Genomic DNA, 15,958 nt, shown 5'->3' with positions numbered 1-15,958 from the left:
ATGCATGACGTCCTGCGCGAGGAATCTGCCCAGGCGACGGTCGAATACGCCATCGTCACGGTGGCGCTGCTTTCCATCGTGCTGGCGATCGCGGGACTTTGGCGTGCTGGCACCGATGGGCGCTTGGCGGCGCTGGTCGAGCGGGCGGCATCCCATGGCGTTGCCTCGACGTCGGTTATCGACGCCGCTGCGGGCGCTAAGGACATCGCGTTGTATTGATATCGCGCGTGAGGACCGGGCGCAGTCTACGGTCGAGGCCGCTTTTTTGCTGCCGACGTTTCTGACGCTCATCCTTCTCGCACTGCAACCGGTGTGCCTGCTCTATACGCGCGCGGTCATGGAGTCTGCCGCCGCCGAGACCGCGCGGCTCATGACCACGACGACGGCGGAGGACGATGATCTTAAGGAGTTCACCCGCCGCCGGCTTGCCGCAGTGCCCAACGTTTCGATCTTTCATGCCGGCGGGCCGTTGTCGTGGGATATCGAGCTTGGCCGGGCCGGTGCGGGTGGCGTCTCGTCCGTGTCCGTTTCCGGCGAGGTCAAGCCGTTGCCTGTGATCGGTGCGTTTGCGCAGGCTATGGGTGGTACCGCCGAGGGCGACTACGTTGAGCTCAAGGTCAATGTCTCGTATCAATCGCGTCCCGAATGGCTGGAGGGAGATTATGATTCGTGGATTGCTGCATGGGATTAAGCGTTTCTGGTCTAGGCGCGTTTTGACGCGCCGTCCGAGCTGCCATCGCAAACGAGGAGGCTTTATGGGTCGAGCCGGTATCGACCTGTTTATCGAAGACGGTGCCTACACCACGCTTTCCTCTGCCGTGGTCATCCTAGTGGTGCTTACGTTGTTGTTTTCGTCAACCGCGGCGATATGGAGCATGTCGCGTGCCGGGGATACCCAGGTGGCGGCCGATAGCGGCGCGCTGGCGGGTGCCAACGTAGTGTCGTCCTATCACACGGCTGCCACGGTGGTTGATGCGAGCATCTTGAGTCTGGGGCTGGCGGGGTTTGCCACGATCGGGACGGGCCTGGTCGCCATCCTCATCCCGGGTGCCGAGCCGGTTGCCGGCAATATGGTCGACACCGGGATTGGGATCATTAAAACGCGCAACAAGTTTGCCAAAAGCGCATCGGAAGGCTTACAGAAAATCGAGACGGCTCTGCCGTATCTGGTTGCCGCGCGAGCTACACAGGCGGTGTCGGCGCAGGATACCGATAGCGTGAGCTATACCGGTACGGCGCTTGCCGTGCCCAGGACGTCCGAGTCCGATTTCGTTGCGCTCGAGGGGTCCGAGATCTCGCCCGATGCTATTAAAGACACGTCAGATGATTTAGAGCTCGCAGCCAAAAAGTTGAAGGAGGCTTCTGAGGATACGGCGAAAGCAAAAGAGCGCGCCTGGCTTGCGGACTGCGGCGGGTCGGACAAGGGCACGATTGGTAGCCGTTCGTGCATGTGGGAGCGCGCGAAGAAGCTGGCGTCGCTGCCGGGCGAGCTCAACCCACATTACGCATCGAGCGTCACGTGGGAGCCCCAGGTGGCGCTTGACCGAGCGAGAACATATTACCGTCAGCGCCTGGCTAACGAAAAGCCGCTTGGAAGCGGTGTCGAGATGCAGGCGGAGTCTGCCGCTCGAAAGGCGTTCTATCGGTATGCCGGTGAAGAGCTCGGGCGTGCCTCCATCGTGGACGACGGCACGAGCGTCGTCGCGGACCTGCCGCTGCTGCCGCGCAATGCGGACGAGGTCAGGGCGAGCGATCTTTATACCGATGCCGCGTGGCCGACGAGCAGCAATGACGGCAAGACGTACATCCATTATGGAACTGGCTGCCCAAACTATAAAAAGGGAGCGCCGGGAGGACTGTCATCGGTTGCTGACTTTGACGGGAGAGAAGCATGCGACCGCTGCCATTTTGGAGTCAAGACACTGGGTGCCGTCGCCGCTCCTTCTACATCGATCGAAAACGGCTTCGAGTATCACTTTGACAAGTTCAAAGACGCCATGGAAGACTACGCCGAATGCCGCAACAAAGAGCTTGAGCTCGAGCGACAGACCGAAGGCGAGGCAGATCGCGCGGGAAGCGCATTCGATCAGGCCATTCAAGCGCTTTCGGGTGAGCGTCCGCGTATCGCGCCGCCCGGTCGCAACGGCGTGGTCGCCCTTGCGGTTTCGGGCGATATGACCAGCCCCGATCAACTTAACTCCTCGTTTAACACGGCGGTTGAGCTTGGCAGTCGCGGTGCCATCTCTGCCGCGGTGCTGGCGCCCGATGAGGCGACGGCGCAAAACAACGTGCTTTCGCGATTTTTCTCGACATTGAAGGAACGCTCGGGCGGCGTTGCCGGCGTGCTCGACGGCGTCATGGATGTTTGGGGACGGCTGCTCGTAGGATACGGTGATATCCAAGGTTCGGCCGACGAACTTATGGACGAGATGATTAAAGACCTAGGAGGGGGCGGCGGCGCGTTGGGCTCCATCGCATCGTGGCTCGGCGATACCGTTTCGGCGTCCGTGGCGGCGCTGGGTTTGGAACCGTGCGACTTGCGCCTGCGAAAGCCGGTGCTGACCGATTCCGCCAACGTCATTAAGAGTCCGGGGTCTGACATTGCTGGTTTCTCTCAAGCGCAAGACAAGCTGCGAGGTATTCCGTTGGGCGTGACCGATCCCAAGGCGCTTTGCGAGGCGTTGGAATATCAAGTCGAACGCACCATTGGCGGTACGGTGTTCACGCTTGCGGAGATTCCTCTGCCCGGCGGCGGCTCCATCCCACTCACCGTCGATGTCGCCACGCTGGTTGGCGCTCTGGGCGGTGGGTCGTAATGAGTATCCGCATGCGTCTGCGCGAGGAGCGCGCCCAAGCGACGGTGGAGATGGCAGTGGTTACGCCCGTTTTGCTGGTGCTGGCACTCATCGTGTACAACGTCATGATCTTTGCCAGCGCTGTCGCGCGCTTCGACCGCGTGGTGCCCGACATCGTGTTGGCGCACGCCGTGGCGTCGGAGGGGGAGGGCGGCGAAAGCTCTGCCGATGCCTCGGCGACGGTTCAGACTCAAATTCTGAATGCCATGGAAGGCTATGACTTGCAGATCGAAGTGTCGAGCGAGCAAGGCGCGGAGGCATCGGATGGTGGCCTGCTCTCCCTATCCGGTACGTTTAGGACCTACACCTGCACCATGCACTATGAGCCGTGGCCGACTTCTCTCAGCATCGCTGGCGTTCCGCTGGGGGCGCCGACAACGTTGTCGCACGAGCGCGCGGTGACGGTCGATCCATGGCGTCCGGGGGTGGTTATGTGACCGCGGTCTCGTCCTACATCGCTTACGCGCGGGCACTCAACAGGCTGGGTTGGACGCCGGCCGAGTTTGCGGTGGCGGAGTCGTTCGTCGTGCGCCTGCTCGGCATGCTGGGACGGCGTCCGGTTGCCGCCAACGGCCTGCCGCTCGTCATGGCGTTTCCGCATTGTTCCTCGGTCCACACGTGTTTTATGGCCTATCCCATCGATATCGCCTTTATCGACCGCAACGGCAACATCCTCGCACGCTATGAAAACGTCCGTCCGTGGCGCATGTGCTCTCACCCGTGCGCCTGGGCCGTACTGGAACGTCCCTCAATCCTCGCCTCGCTCCCTGCCCTCCAACAAGTGCCGGCGTAAGAATTGGCGATAGCGGACTTTCGTCATACGAAATTGGGTAAGATGGAGGAGAAGATGCATGGATGTTGAGATCCATCCCAACGCTAAAAAGCACCTGACGGAAAAGCAGGTGCTTAGCGCCTGGCTTGCGGTTACTGAGTGCATTCGTCGCGAGTCGAAGGACGAGCCGCCGAGATGGCTTGCGATTGGATGGCTCCCAGACGGACGAAGCGTGGAGCTTGTCGCGGTCGAGCTTGTCCGTGGGTGGCTTATCATTCATGCCTTGTCTCCAGTCCAGAAGAAATTTTGGCAGAAGATTGAACAGACTCGGCAAAGGGGTCGATGATGGGCAAGACGTATACGGCCGCTAATGGTCAGGTTGTAACGGATGAAATGATTGACGCGTGGTGCAAGTCGTACGAGCGCGGAGAGTTTCCGGATGGCGAACACACCGTTGGTGGGATTGTGCATGGACGGCCCCCACTCTCAGGTGAGGGGACGGCAACGCTGTCGGTCAAGATTCCTCTGGGAATGAAGGAGGCCATTCGTCGACGGGCGGCTGTCGAGGGGATGACGCCAAGTGAGTTTGCCCGTGTGGCTCTGAGTGAAAAACTTCTTGCTTCCGGCTGATGCCTCTGACGTGCCGATTTATAGAACCAAGGCTGTGCTCAAAAACTTTTTTAAAATTCTCGGTTGACCGGAACGCGTCCTTGGTTATACTAATCAAGCCTTGAAACAAGGCACACCTCAAATGGCTGGGTAGCTCAGTTGGTAGAGCAGAGGACTGAAAATCCTCGTGTCAGGGGTTCGATTCCCTTCCCCGCCACCTTGAATTGACTAGGACCTCTGCAAAGGGGTCCTTTTCTTTTATGCAGACCCCACATGGAATCGAACCCCGTGAGGGCGCGGAGCTGAGTAAACGCGTAAGCGTTTGCCAGCGCAGCTCGCAAGGCGCGCAAGCGCCGCAGCGGTCCGTCCGCGCAGCGCGCGGACGCGATTCCCTTCCCCGCCACCTTGAATTGACTAGGACCTCTGCAAAGGGGTCCTTTTCTTTTATGTAGTCCCCTGCGGAAAGCGCATCCCAGACATTCCTCCCGCTTTTGCGTCACTTTTCAGACCATTCGGTCGCCTGCCCGCACGCGCGGGTATACTCAAAACGATACTTTTCCTATGCAATACGATGCGGGCTCGACCTGCACGATCCGAAGGGGGCAGTGATGGAGAGGATACTCGGCGTTAATCTCTCTGGCTGGTTTATTCCCGAGCCTTGGGTGACCCCGTCGCTGTACGCGGCGACCGGTGCATCCAACGCGGCCGAGCTGCAGGAGGCCATGGGCACCGCCGCCTATAACGAGCGCATGCGTCGTCATTACGAGACGTTTGTGAGCGAGGATGATTTTCGCCGTATGGCGCAGATCGGCCTCAACGCCGTGCGCCTGCCGGTGCCTTGGTATGCCTTTGGCTCACAGGAGTCCGATGCCTCCTACATCTCGGTTGTCGACTACATCGACCGCGCGATTGAGTGGGCTGCCAAGTACAACATTCGCGTGCTGCTTGACCTGGCAACTGTGCCCGGTGGTCAGGGCGATTCCAACGATTCGCCCACCACGCCGGAGGCTGTTGCCGAGTGGCATTCGTCCACTAACGGCCGCCATGTCGCACTCGACGTGCTCGAGCGTTTGGCCGATCGCTACGGTGAGGCCGAGAGCCTGCTGGGCATTGAGCTGCTTGACACGCCGCAGATGAGCGTCCGCAAGAGCCTCTTTACCATGACGGATGGCATTCCTGCTCACTACCTGCGCAACTTCTATCGCGATGCTTACGAGCTCGTCCGTTCGTATATGCCCGAGGATAAAATCGTCGTCTTCTCGTCTTCGGGGTATCCCAGCGAGTGGAAGCATTTTATGCGCGGCACCAAGTACAAGAACGTCTACATGGACCTTCACCTGTACCATTACCGTGACGAGTATGCACTCGACATCACGAGCCCCCGCGGGCTGACGACGGCGATTTCGCGTAACAAGCGCGAGCTTAAAGAAGCGATTTCGACGGGGTTCCCCGTGCTGGTGGGCGAATGGTCGGGTGCGGCGATCTTTGCCAACTCGTCGGTTACGCCCGAGGGCCGCAATGCCTACGAGCGCGTGTTCATCGCCAATCAGCTGGCATCGTTTGCGCCGGCTGCCGGTTGGTTCTTCCAAACGTGGAAGACCGAGAAGCGTATTGCGGCATGGGATGCCCGCGCGGCGCTCGGTACGCTCGAGCGCGGCATGATTGAATAGGTTGATATGACGCAAAACAGCGCCCATACGGGCAAACTCTATGTGGTCGGCACACCCATCGGCAACTTGGGAGACCTGTCCCCGCGCGTTGGCGAGGCGTTTGCCGCCGCCGATGCCATCTGCTGCGAAGACACGCGTGTGACGTCAAAGCTGCTAATGCACCTGGGTATCTCCAAGCCGCTTGTCCGTTGCGACGAGAATGTGATCGCCAGCCGCGCCGCCGGCCTGGTCGACCGTCTGCTGGCGGGGGAAACCCTCGCCTTTGCCTCGGACGCCGGCATGCCGAGCGTGTCCGATCCCGGCCAGGCGCTGGTCGAGGCAGCGCGTGAGGCCGATGTACCCGTCGAAGTTATCCCCGGGCCCTCTGCTTGCGTCACGGCGCTCGTTTCGTCCGGCATTCCCTGCGAGCAATTTTTCTTTGAGGGCTTTTTGGGCCGCAAGCACGGTGACCGCGTGCGCCGTCTGCAGCGCCTTGCCGTGGTGCCCGGCGCGCTCATCTTCTACGAGTCTCCACATCGCATCGTGGCGACGCTCGAGGCTGTGGCCGAGGTCTTTCCCCAGCGTGAGGTTGCCGTCTGCCGCGAACTCACCAAGCTACACGAGGAGGTCTTGCGTGGGCCCGCCGCCCAGCTTGCCGAGGAGTTGCGTGCTCGTGGCGAGGTAAAGGGCGAGATTGCGCTGGTCATCGCGCCGCCGAGTGAGGACGAGGAGGCCGGCATCGTGCCGGCTGGCGCTGCGGCGGCAGATCCCGACGAGGCCCTGCGCGAGGATATCCGCGCCGCGCTCGAGGAGGGGGAGCCCGCTTCTGCGGTGGCCAAGCGCCTGTCTCAAAAGTATTCGCGCCGCAAGCGCGATGTCTATGCCATGGTGCTCGATATGCAATAGATGGAGGATATCCAGCCCTTGCGCTAGAATCATCCCCTGTATGCAACGTTTTTCTGGAGGACTAACCCCATGGATCAAAGCAAGCCTTCGTTCTTTATCACGACGCCCATCTACTACGTCAACGCCGATCCGCACCTGGGCACGGCTTATTCCACCATCATCGCCGACGTCCAGGCTCGTTATCGCCGCTCTGCCGGTTACAACGTCAAGTTCCTGACCGGCATGGACGAGCATGGCGAGAAGGTCGCCGAGGCCGCAGCCAAGCACAACATGACGCCGCAGGAGTGGACCGACAGCCAGGCTCCGCACTTCAAGGAGTTGTGGAACAAGCTCGAGATCTCCAACGACGACTTCATCCGCACCACCGAGCCGCGCCAGCATCATGCCGTACAGTACCTGTGGGAGCGCATGAAGGAGTCCGGCTGCCTGTATAAGGGCAGCTACGATGGTTGGTATTGCGTGCCCGACGAGACCTACTTCACCGATACGCAGGTCCAGAAGGGTGACGAGGAGTACGGCAGCGTCGGTCAGCACCTGTGCCCCGATTGCCACCGTCCGCTTGAGCGCGTGCAGGAGGAGTCTTACTTCTTTAAGCTTTCCGCCTTCCAGGACAAGCTGCTCAAGCTCTATGACGAGCACCCCGACTTTGTTGAGCCTGCGTTCCGCATGAACGAGGTGCGCAGCTTTGTCGAGGGCGGCCTCAACGATCTTTCCGTGAGCCGCACGAGCTTTGACTGGGGCATTCAGGTTCCGTTTGATGAGGGCCACGTGACCTACGTGTGGTTCGACGCCCTGCTCAACTATATGACGGCTGTCGGCTACGGTGTCGACACCGACGAGGCCCGTGCCGAGCTGGCCTATCGCTGGCCCGCGCAGTTCCACATCGTGGGCAAGGACATCATCCGCTTCCACTGCGTCATTTGGCCCGCCATGCTCATGGCCATCGGCGAGGCCCTGCCCGAGCATGTCTTTGCCCACGGCTTCCTGACCGTGCGCAACGCCGAGACCGGCAAGGCCGAGAAGATGTCCAAGAGCCGCGGCAACGCCATCGCTCCGCAGGACGTCATCGACATGCTGGGTGTCGAGGGCTATCGCTATTACTTCATGACCGACGTGGTGCCCGGCACCGACGGCGCCATCAGCTTCGATCGCATGGAGCAGGTCTACAACGCCGACCTGGCCAACAGCTGGGGCAACCTTATCTCGCGTTCGCTCAACATGAGCGGCAAGTACTTTGACGGCTGCGCGCCCGCCAAGCCCGCATCGTTCGATGCGTTCGACAGTCCGCTGGCAAAGATTGCCGATGGCCTGGTCGAGCGCTATATGGCCAAGATGGACGTGCTCGATTACGGTGGAGCCAAGGACGAGGTCATGGAGCTCGTCCATGCCGCCAACCATTACATCGAGGACTCCGAGCCTTGGGCGCTTGCCAAGGACGAGGCCAAGGCTGACGAGCTCGCGTTTGTGATCTACAGCCTGCTCGAAGCCATCCGCATCGCCGCCCACCTGCTGATGCCGCTCATGCCTCAGACTTCTGCCGAGGCTCTGCGCCGTCTGTCCTGCGAGGACGAGGCCGCAAGCGACGATCTCAAGGGTATTTGCGCTTGGGGTCTGCTTGCCGGCGGCGCTCCCGTCGAGAAGGGCGAGCCGCTGTTCCCGCGTCTGGGTTAAGACGCCGCGCGCCATATCGGCAATTCGCAGTTTAGGTGTAAGGGCATGGCCGCAACGGTCCATGCCCTTTTGTTTCAAGACGTCGCCACCATGCTAAGGAGGCAACTATGACAACTTCGCCTTTGGCAAACCCCACGGCAACAAGGGAGCTGCTGGAGGAGTTTGGCCTTGCGACCAAGCATCGCCTGGGCCAGAACTTTCTAATCGACAACCATGTGATTGAGCGTATCTGCGAGCTTGCCGAGCTTGCAGGTGACGAGCGCGTACTCGAGGTGGGTCCGGGTGTTGGCACGCTCACGCTTGCGCTGCTGCAGGAGGCTGCGTGCGTCACGTCGATCGAGGCCGATCCCGAGCTCGAGCCGGTGCTCGATGCCCATGCTGCCGACTATGCCAACTTCCGCTTTATTATGGGCGATGCGCTCAAGGTGGACCCGGAGCAGATTGAGCAGGCTGCTGGCGGCGAGCCCACGGTATTTGTCGCGAACTTGCCCTATAACGTGGCAGCGACGATCATTCTGCAGTTTTTCCAGACGATGCCCGCGCTCAAGCGTGCCGTCGTCATGGTGCAAAAGGAGGTTGCCGATCGCATTGCCGCGACGCCGGGCAACAAGACCTATGGCGGCTATACGGCAAAGCTCGGCCTGTATACGCAGGTGACGGGTCGCTTTGAGGTGCCGCCGCGCTGCTTTATGCCGGCGCCGCATGTGGACTCAGCCGTCGTGCGCATCGACCGCGTTGAAGGCGTGGTGCCCGAAGGACTCGATCGCGAGTTTGTAGCCCGTGTGATTGACGCCGCATTTGCTCAGCGTCGCAAGACTATCCGCAATTCCATGAGTGCTAACGGCTTTGCCAAGGACGTGCTCGATGCCGCCTTTGAGGTTTGCGGTATCGCGCCGACCACGCGAGCCGAGACACTCGATGTTGCCGACTTTGTCCGTCTGGCCCAGGAGCTCATCCATGATGCCTAATGCCGAACGTGTGACGTTTACCAAGAAAAAGAAAACGGTCGCCTGTCCGGAGCCCTTGGCGCCGCTTGCCGACACGCACGCGCATCTGCTTTCGTTCTGGGGCAAGGATGTGCCCGAGACGCTCATGCGTGCCAAAGCGGCGGGCGTCGACCTGTTGGTGACGGTCTTCGACCCTATTGCCGATAAGCGCAGCGTGACGGACTATAGCGACTGGCTGACGCGCGAGATTCTGCCGATGCAGGATATCCCGCAGATCAAGTATCTTGCCGGCGTGCATCCGTATGGCGCGCCGGACTATACCGACGATGTTCACGCACAGGTCGTTGCCGCACTCGATGACCCCTTATGCGCCGGTATTGGCGAAATCGGCCTGGACTACCACATGGACTATGACGACGATATCGCGCCGGCGCCCCATAACGTGCAGATTGACTGTATGGCGCGCCAGCTCGAGCTTGCCGTGTGCCGTAACGTGCCGGTGGAGCTGCATCTGCGTCACGAGGACACGGACCCGGAGCGTACCTCGCACGTGGACGCCTACAACGTGCTTCGTGAGGTGGGCGTGCCCCAGGCCGGTTGTGTGCTGCACTGCTTTGGCGAGGACCGCGCCACGATGGAGCGCTTTGTGGAGCTGGGCTGCTATATCGCCTATGGTGGTGCGGCCACCTTTAAGCGCAACGACGACGTGCGCGAGGCATTTGCGGCGACCCCGCTCGACCGCATTTTGTTCGAGACGGATTGCCCGTATATGGCGCCGGAGCCCATTCGAGGTCTTGAGTGCGAGCCGGCAATGATTTCAATCACGGCAAACACGCTGGTCAACGACCGTGTCGATCGCACTGGTGAGGACGCCGAAACAATCGCGCAAGCCGCTTGGGAAAATGCTTGCAAACTTTTTCAAAAATAGTTCTTGCGTTCACGGTGGCGCTCCGTTATTCTAATTCCTGCACGCGGGCGTGGCGGAATTGGCAGACGCGTACGGTTCAGGTCCGTATGGGGGCAACCCCATGAAGGTTCAAGTCCTTTCGCCCGCACCATTGAATGAAAGAGCTCCCAGCAATGGGAGCTTTTTTGTTACGGGCCGTTTTTGGCAGATTTGACCTATCGATTTCGCGCGGTAGATGCCCCTGCGGTCAAAAAGTGGCAAATATGAGTACTGGCACGAAAATAGAGACATTTCACGAAGCCATTTTTGCTCATTTTACGCAACAGATGTACGCTAATTTGACTCAATCATGAGACGAAATGAAGTAATTTCGATAGACTTCGGGTTCAAAGAGGCGATTTTGACCCAAATACGCTGTTACTAAACTGGTAACAGTACTCATATTTGGTCTTTTTTGACCACGGGTCCTCTTGTTGGTGTCACACAGCTGCTTCGTGCGGGTATCCTAGTCCCAACGTGTGCCTATCAGAGGAGAGACCATGCTGTTTTCCGGTATCATCGCCGCCCTTACCAGCCTTTTGATTCCCATCATCATCCTGTTGCTGCTGCTGCCCAGCGCCTGCTATGTCGTTGAACAGCAGCATGCTGTGATCATCGAACGCTTAGGCAAGTTCAACCGCATCGTCAACGCGGGCTTCCACATGAAGGTGCCCGTAGTCGACCGTAAAGCTGCCACGGTGAGCCTGCGCACGATGAAAAACGGTTTTGGTATCGACGTTAAGACTCAGGACAATGTGACTATCGGCCTCGAGGTCTCGGCTCAATATCACGTGAGCTATGACATGGGTGCTGGCCCGGCGGATTCGGGCATCTACAAGAGCTACTATATGCTGCAGGAGCCCGTCGACCAGATGCGTGACTTCATCACCGACGCCCTGCGCTCTTCGATTCCCGTCTACACACTCGATGAGGTCTTTGCCAAGAAGGATGACATCGCCAAGGATGTTAACGCTACCGTTTCCGAGCAGATGGCTGCCTACGGCTTCACCCTCGTGTCGACGCTCATTACCAAGATCGCACTGCCGACTGAGGTCGAGAACTCTATGAACGACATCAACGCCGCCCAGCGCAAGCGCGCTGCGGCACAGGAGCTCGCCGAGGCCGACCGCATCAAGCGCGTCACCGAGGCGACCGCCGAAGCCGAGGCCATGGAAAAGGCGGGCGAGGGCATCGCCAACCAGCGCAAGGCGATCGCTCTGGGCATTAAGGACTCGCTCGAGATTATCCAGGAGACAGGTGTTGGCAACGATGAGGCCAACCAACTGTTCATGTTTACGCAGTGGTCCGAGATGATGACGGAGTTTGCTCGCACGGGTAAAACCTCGACGGTCGTGCTGCCGAGCGACTTCTCGCAGTCGGCCTCTATGTTCGAGCAGATGCTGACCGCCGGCAAAGTTCAAAACGGTTCGAAGGAGTAGGCACGCGTGAAATACACCATCGTTTGTGTTGGCAAGCTCAAAGAGCGCTTTTGGAAGGACGCGTGTGCCGAGTACACCAAGCGCCTGGGCGCCTATGCCAAGGTGGATATCCGCGAGGCGGCCGATATCGACCCTGCCAAGGCGGGCGGCGTGGATGCCGCGCGTGACAAGGAGGGGGCGGCGATTCTTGCTGCCTTGCCGTCTCGAGCGCATGTGATCCTGCTGGCTATCGAGGGCAAGGAGCGTTCGAGTGAGGAGCTCTCGGCGAGGCTCGACGATCTTATGCTGCGAGGCAGTAGCGACATTGCCTTTGTAATCGGCGGTTCGGACGGCGTGAGCGATGACGTGCGCGCACGAGCCGACGAGATGCTCAGCTTTGGACGCATTACCTTGCCGCATAACCTGGCGCGTGTAGTGCTGCTAGAGCAGATTTACCGTGCCTGCAAGATCAGCCGTGGCGAGCCGTATCACAAATAGGTCGGCAATACGAAACAATGACGTGGGACAATACCTTTCGTTTTGAGGAATGTGTCTGAGAGGACTATGTGATATGAAAATCGGATTTGTCGGTTTTGGCAATATGGCGAGCGCCATGGCCGATGGCTGGATTGCCGCCGGTGTGACTGCGAGCGACATATGCGCCTGCGCGGGCCGCTACGACGCCTTGGTTGAGCGCTGCGAGGCGCGTGGGATGGTCGCCTGCCATGATGCGGCGGAGGTTGTCGCCGCATCTGATATCGTGGTTGCTGCGGTCAAGCCGTACATGATCGAGAAGGTCTTCGCTCCGCTCAAGGACATTCTTGCCGACAAGGTTGTCCTTTCGGTCGCCTGGACTTGGGACAGCGCCAAGTGGGAACAGGTCCTGCCGGGTGTCGCGCACATCTCGACGGTGCCCAACACGCCGGTTTCAGTGGGCGAGGGCGTTATCGCCTGCGAGAAGTCCTCTACGCTCAACGACGAGCAACGTGCTGTTGTGCTCGACCTGCTCGGTAAGCTTGGCGCCGTCGTCGAGCTCGACACGAGCCTGCTGTTTGTGGGCGGTACCGTGGGCGGTTGCGCACCGGCATTTGTCGCCATGGCGATTGAGGCCTTGGGCGACGCGGCCGTCAAGCACGGTATCCCGCGCGCCGATGCCTACCGCATCGTGAGCCAGATGGTGCTGGGTACGGCAAAACTGCAGCTTGTAGGCGGCCAGCATCCTGCGGCGATGAAGGATGCCGTATGCTCGCCCGGCGGCGCCACCATCAAGGGCGTCGTCGCGCTCGAGGACGCCGGCATGCGCAGCGCCCTGGTCAAGGCCATCGACGCCACCCTCCAGTAAACCTGCCATTTAGGGACAGGTTTATTTTGGCAGGTTTTTCCTGCGGTTTTGTCTTGTGTGGAAAAAGCGCCCCGCAACTGGCTCAATTCCAGTTGCGGGGCGCTTGCGTTTGTCCAGATAAAACCGACCAAAATAAACCTGTCCCTAAATGGCAGGTTAGTCGAAAAAGCCGCCTTCTTCGTCCTCGGATTTGGGTCCGCGGTCGACGTAGAGCTTGTGAGTGCGCTTCTCCATTACAAAGGCAAGAATCGCAAACAGCAGGATGCCGCCGGCGAAAAGGATGGCAAAACCGGTGCGGGTGCCAAACAAAAAGGAAAAAACTGCGTCCATTGGGTGCCTTCTTGCGTAGTTGGGTTGGGTCGTAAACGCTCATAAGTATATACTTGCCCATACATGTACAAGGTTGCAACCTAAGTGGAATGTATATCGCCGGAGGATCTAATGCTTGATATCAAGTTTGTTCGCGAGAACCCCGATGCCATCGATACCGCCATGGCTAATCGCCAGACGTCTTGGGATCGCGAGAAGTTCTTTGAGCTCGACGACGAGCGCCGTGCCGTCATCACCGAGGTCGAGGAGCTCCAGGCTACGCGCAACGCCGAGTCCAAGAAGATCGGCGCCCTGATGAAGGAGGGCAAGAAGGACGAGGCAGAGGCCGCCAAGGAGGCCGTGCGCGCCGTCAACGAGAAGATTGACGGTCTGGCCGAGCGCCGAGGCGCTCTCGAGCAGGAGCAGTATGACTTCATGGCTCACCTGCCCAACATCCCTTGCGAGGCCACGCCGTACGGCAAGGACGAGGACGAGAACATTGAGCGCCGTCGTTGGGGCACCCCGCGCGAGTTCGACTTCGACTTTAAGCCGCACTGGGATCTGGGCACCGATCTGGACATCCTCGACTTCGAGCGCGGCAACAAGCTCTCCGGCAGCCGTTTTACCGTTCTCGGTGGCGCCGGCGCCCGTCTTGAGCGCGCCCTCATCAACTTCTTCTTGGACACGCACACGAGTCGTGGCTTCAAGGAGTGGTGGCCGCCCATCGTCGTCAAGCGTCAGACCATGTTCGGTACGGGGCAGCTGCCCAAGTTCGAGGACGACGCTTATCACGTCTCGGGCGACAACTTCCTGATCCCTACCGCCGAGGTTGTGCTCACCAACCTGCACGCCGGCGAGGTTCTCGACGCCGACACCCTGCCGCGCCGCTACACCGCCTTCACCCCCTGCTTTCGCGAGGAGGCCGGTTCCGCCGGTCGCGACACCCGCGGCATCATCCGTCAGCACGAGTTCGACAAGGTCGAGATGGTCAAGTTCGCTAAGCCGGAGGAGTCCGACGAGGAGCTCGAGAGCATGACCGCCGAGGCCGAGTACCTGCTGCAGCAGCTGGGCCTTCCGTATCGCGTGATTAGCCTGTGCACCGGCGACTTGGGCTTCTCTGCCCGTCAGACCTACGACGTCGAGGTCTGGCTGCCGAGCTACAACGCCTACAAGGAGATCAGCTCCTGCTCCAACTGCGGTGACTTCCAGGCTCGCCGCGCCAACATCAAGTATCGTGACCCCGAGAACTTCAAGGGTTCGCGCTACCTGCACACTCTCAACGGTTCCGGCCTGCCGGCCGGCCGCACCATGGCCGCCATTCTGGAGAACTACCAGAACGCCGACGGCACCATTACGATCCCCGAGGTTCTGCGTCCTTACATGGGCGGTCTCGAGAAGATCGAGCCGGTCGCGTAACTTGGCTGCATAGGGGATATGCAAGGGCGCTCCTTCGGGGGCGCCCTATTTCGTGCGCAGGTCCATACCATGCCGTGCGGACAGCTCAATAGAAAACACACGAACAACTGTTCTGTATACAGCCATCTACCTGCTATGCTTTTGCTAAATAAGAGCGAGAGAAAGGGGACGCGATGGAGCTGTTTGATGATCGGGTGGTTTTGTTTGAGAGCGACGAGGGCGGGGAGTACCTGCTTGTAACGTGTGAGCCGTCTGGCATGGGTGGCCTGGTGGTTCGACAGACGAGCGAGGGTCCGTTGACCCAATGGTGCTTTGAGGAGTCGCCGCATGTGGTCGAGACCTTTGTGACGCATGAGGGACTTGTGGCCCTGGAGCATTTCTATGGGGTCCGGACATCTAACCAGGCTGCGCGCATGCTGAGCATCTCGTTTGCCGATTATGATTGTGCCCAGCGGGTGAGATCGCTCCTGAGGGAACTTGATGCTAAGTTTGACGTGATCGAAAAGCCAATCGATCGTACGGGGAACGGTGGTATATGCGGAGCAGCGTGACAAAACTGCGTTCCACAAAAAAGTTTGAGATTGTGCTTGACTCCAATAAGCTAAAGTGGTTTTATATGTCTTGCGCTGCGGCGTTACCTCAGCTGGATAGAGGGTCTGACTACGAATCAGAACGTCATAGGTTCGAATCCTATACGCCGCACCAATTGAAATTGAAAGCCTCCGGTGACGGGGGCTTTTCTTTTAGGCGGACGCCGCATGGATTCGAACCTCGGTCGAGGCGCGAGCGTGAAGCGGACGCGGAGCGTCCGTAGCGAGCGGGCGAGTCCGCCGGCAGGCGGGCGAAGCCGGTGCGGATCCGCGCAGCGGATGCGCGGAATCCTATACGCCGCACCAATTGAAATTGAAAGCCTCCGGTGACGGGGGCTTTTCTTTTAGGCGGACGCCGCATGGATTCGAACCTCGGTCGAGGCGCGAGCGTCTTAATCATCATTTCGTAAAATTTTTCCAAATTGTCGCTTGACCCATCGAGGGGTCACGTGCATAATAATCCGTGCGTTGCGGCGTTACCTCAGCTGGATAGAGGGTCTGACTACGAATCAGAACGTCATAGGTTCG

General features: G+C 59.6%; 18 protein-coding genes and 3 tRNA genes. 20 read left to right on the top strand and 1 reads right to left on the bottom strand.

The features are described from left to right. The 17 genes from DWX25_RS08585 (at position 1) to proC (ending at position 13,115) form a co-directional block, all read left to right on the top strand. Positions 1–219 carry a hypothetical protein gene (locus DWX25_RS08585; RefSeq protein WP_117734711.1) on the top strand — a complete coding sequence of 73 codons (219 nt, stop codon included), beginning with the start codon at positions 1–3 and terminating at the stop codon, positions 217–219. Beyond that, positions 155–691 (top strand): TadE/TadG family type IV pilus assembly protein, encoded by a 537-nt coding sequence (locus DWX25_RS08580; protein ID WP_117734710.1) that lies wholly within the window; start codon positions 155–157, stop codon positions 689–691. Before DWX25_RS08585 ends, DWX25_RS08580 begins: the two co-directional genes overlap by 65 nt. Before the next feature lie 64 nt (positions 692–755). Beyond that, a complete protein-coding gene (locus DWX25_RS08575; RefSeq protein ID WP_117734709.1) occupies positions 756–2,816 on the top strand; it encodes a hypothetical protein in 2,061 nt (686 codons plus the stop codon). After that, a complete protein-coding gene (locus DWX25_RS08570) occupies positions 2,816–3,292 on the top strand; it encodes a TadE/TadG family type IV pilus assembly protein (RefSeq protein ID WP_117734708.1) in 477 nt (158 codons plus the stop codon). The genes DWX25_RS08575 and DWX25_RS08570 overlap by 1 nt, the downstream gene beginning before the upstream one ends. After that, entirely contained in the window at positions 3,289–3,648 is a 360-nt protein-coding gene (locus DWX25_RS08565) for a DUF192 domain-containing protein (protein WP_233502120.1), read from the top strand. The genes DWX25_RS08570 and DWX25_RS08565 overlap by 4 nt, the downstream gene beginning before the upstream one ends. Before the next feature lie 58 nt (positions 3,649–3,706). Continuing rightward, entirely contained in the window at positions 3,707–3,973 is a 267-nt protein-coding gene (locus tag DWX25_RS08560) for a hypothetical protein (protein ID WP_117734706.1), read from the top strand. Then, positions 3,973–4,257 carry a CopG family transcriptional regulator gene (locus DWX25_RS08555; protein WP_117763570.1) on the top strand — a complete coding sequence of 95 codons (285 nt, stop codon included), beginning with the start codon at positions 3,973–3,975 and terminating at the stop codon, positions 4,255–4,257. The genes DWX25_RS08560 and DWX25_RS08555 overlap by 1 nt, the downstream gene beginning before the upstream one ends. A gap of 123 nt (positions 4,258–4,380) precedes the next feature. Beyond that, positions 4,381–4,453: transfer RNA gene (locus DWX25_RS08550), tRNA-Phe, on the top strand. Between the two features lie 391 nt (positions 4,454–4,844). Further along, a complete protein-coding gene (locus tag DWX25_RS08545; protein WP_117634285.1) occupies positions 4,845–5,906 on the top strand; it encodes a glycoside hydrolase family 5 protein in 1,062 nt (353 codons plus the stop codon). 6 nt (positions 5,907–5,912) lie between these two features. Next, positions 5,913–6,791, top strand: a complete 879-nt coding sequence (gene rsmI / locus DWX25_RS08540) for a 16S rRNA (cytidine(1402)-2'-O)-methyltransferase (RefSeq protein ID WP_117634283.1) — start codon at positions 5,913–5,915, stop codon at positions 6,789–6,791. Between the two features lie 69 nt (positions 6,792–6,860). Next, positions 6,861–8,462 carry a methionine--tRNA ligase gene (gene metG / locus DWX25_RS08535; RefSeq protein WP_117799322.1) on the top strand — a complete coding sequence of 534 codons (1,602 nt, stop codon included), beginning with the start codon at positions 6,861–6,863 and terminating at the stop codon, positions 8,460–8,462. Between the two features lie 107 nt (positions 8,463–8,569). After that, positions 8,570–9,430 carry a 16S rRNA (adenine(1518)-N(6)/adenine(1519)-N(6))-dimethyltransferase RsmA gene (gene rsmA / locus DWX25_RS08530; protein ID WP_117763572.1) on the top strand — a complete coding sequence of 287 codons (861 nt, stop codon included), beginning with the start codon at positions 8,570–8,572 and terminating at the stop codon, positions 9,428–9,430. After that, positions 9,420–10,337 (top strand): TatD family hydrolase, encoded by a 918-nt coding sequence (locus DWX25_RS08525; RefSeq protein ID WP_117763573.1) that lies wholly within the window; start codon positions 9,420–9,422, stop codon positions 10,335–10,337. Before rsmA ends, DWX25_RS08525 begins: the two co-directional genes overlap by 11 nt. A gap of 43 nt (positions 10,338–10,380) precedes the next feature. After that, positions 10,381–10,467: transfer RNA gene (locus tag DWX25_RS08520), tRNA-Leu, on the top strand. Positions 10,468–10,855: 388 nt separating this feature from the next. Next, the gene (locus DWX25_RS08515; RefSeq protein ID WP_117743156.1) at positions 10,856–11,794 is read left to right on the top strand and encodes an SPFH domain-containing protein; all 939 of its coding nucleotides are present in this window, start codon (positions 10,856–10,858) and stop codon (positions 11,792–11,794) included. A 6-nt stretch (positions 11,795–11,800) separates the two neighbouring features. Beyond that, a complete protein-coding gene (rlmH, locus tag DWX25_RS08510; protein WP_117799323.1) occupies positions 11,801–12,271 on the top strand; it encodes a 23S rRNA (pseudouridine(1915)-N(3))-methyltransferase RlmH in 471 nt (156 codons plus the stop codon). Positions 12,272–12,344: 73 nt separating this feature from the next. Continuing rightward, a complete protein-coding gene (gene proC / locus DWX25_RS08505; protein ID WP_117734699.1) occupies positions 12,345–13,115 on the top strand; it encodes a pyrroline-5-carboxylate reductase in 771 nt (256 codons plus the stop codon). A gap of 156 nt (positions 13,116–13,271) precedes the next feature. Here the strand turns inward: proC and DWX25_RS09565 are convergent, their stop codons facing one another. Beyond that, on the bottom strand, positions 13,272–13,445 hold the full coding sequence (locus DWX25_RS09565; RefSeq protein WP_199406594.1) for a DUF6724 family protein: 174 nt from the start codon (positions 13,443–13,445) through the stop codon (positions 13,272–13,274). Positions 13,446–13,556: 111 nt separating this feature from the next. Here DWX25_RS09565 and serS point away from each other — a divergent pair, with 111 nt between their 5' ends. The 3 genes from serS (at position 13,557) to DWX25_RS08490 (ending at position 15,545) form a co-directional block, all read left to right on the top strand. Beyond that, entirely contained in the window at positions 13,557–14,840 is a 1,284-nt protein-coding gene (gene serS, locus DWX25_RS08500; RefSeq protein WP_117799324.1) for a serine--tRNA ligase, read from the top strand. Between the two features lie 173 nt (positions 14,841–15,013). After that, complete coding sequence (locus tag DWX25_RS08495; RefSeq protein WP_117734697.1) at positions 15,014–15,391, top strand: hypothetical protein; 378 nt, start codon at positions 15,014–15,016, stop codon at positions 15,389–15,391. A gap of 77 nt (positions 15,392–15,468) precedes the next feature. Beyond that, positions 15,469–15,545: transfer RNA gene (locus DWX25_RS08490), tRNA-Arg, on the top strand. The last annotated feature ends 413 nt before the right edge of the window (positions 15,546–15,958 follow it).

The sequence above is a fragment of the Collinsella sp. AF18-8LB genome, assembly GCF_003459795.1.
GTDB lineage: Bacteria > Actinomycetota > Coriobacteriia > Coriobacteriales > Coriobacteriaceae > Collinsella.
This window is presented reverse-complemented; position numbering and strand designations above follow the sequence as displayed.

Excerpts from the sequence above, each read along its gene's own strand:
- DWX25_RS08585 (WP_117734711.1), top strand. The coding sequence starts at position 1 with ATGCATGACGTCCTGCGCGAGGAATCTGCCCAGGCGACGGTCGAATAC.
- DWX25_RS08580 (WP_117734710.1), top strand. The coding sequence starts at position 155 with ATGGCGTTGCCTCGACGTCGGTTATCGACGCCGCTGCGGGCGCTAAGG.
- DWX25_RS08575 (WP_117734709.1), top strand. The coding sequence starts at position 756 with ATGGGTCGAGCCGGTATCGACCTGTTTATCGAAGACGGTGCCTACACC.
- DWX25_RS08570 (WP_117734708.1), top strand. The coding sequence starts at position 2,816 with ATGAGTATCCGCATGCGTCTGCGCGAGGAGCGCGCCCAAGCGACGGTG.
- DWX25_RS08560 (WP_117734706.1), top strand. The coding sequence starts at position 3,707 with ATGGATGTTGAGATCCATCCCAACGCTAAAAAGCACCTGACGGAAAAG.
- DWX25_RS08555 (WP_117763570.1), top strand. The coding sequence starts at position 3,973 with ATGGGCAAGACGTATACGGCCGCTAATGGTCAGGTTGTAACGGATGAA.
- DWX25_RS08545 (WP_117634285.1), top strand. The coding sequence starts at position 4,845 with ATGGAGAGGATACTCGGCGTTAATCTCTCTGGCTGGTTTATTCCCGAG.
- rsmI (WP_117634283.1), top strand. The coding sequence starts at position 5,913 with ATGACGCAAAACAGCGCCCATACGGGCAAACTCTATGTGGTCGGCACA.
- metG (WP_117799322.1), top strand. The coding sequence starts at position 6,861 with ATGGATCAAAGCAAGCCTTCGTTCTTTATCACGACGCCCATCTACTAC.
- rsmA (WP_117763572.1), top strand. The coding sequence starts at position 8,570 with ATGACAACTTCGCCTTTGGCAAACCCCACGGCAACAAGGGAGCTGCTG.
- DWX25_RS08525 (WP_117763573.1), top strand. The coding sequence starts at position 9,420 with ATGATGCCTAATGCCGAACGTGTGACGTTTACCAAGAAAAAGAAAACG.
- DWX25_RS08515 (WP_117743156.1), top strand. The coding sequence starts at position 10,856 with ATGCTGTTTTCCGGTATCATCGCCGCCCTTACCAGCCTTTTGATTCCC.
- proC (WP_117734699.1), top strand. The coding sequence starts at position 12,345 with ATGAAAATCGGATTTGTCGGTTTTGGCAATATGGCGAGCGCCATGGCC.
- DWX25_RS09565 (WP_199406594.1), bottom strand. The coding sequence starts at position 13,445 with ATGGACGCAGTTTTTTCCTTTTTGTTTGGCACCCGCACCGGTTTTGCC.
- serS (WP_117799324.1), top strand. The coding sequence starts at position 13,557 with ATGCTTGATATCAAGTTTGTTCGCGAGAACCCCGATGCCATCGATACC.
- DWX25_RS08495 (WP_117734697.1), top strand. The coding sequence starts at position 15,014 with ATGGAGCTGTTTGATGATCGGGTGGTTTTGTTTGAGAGCGACGAGGGC.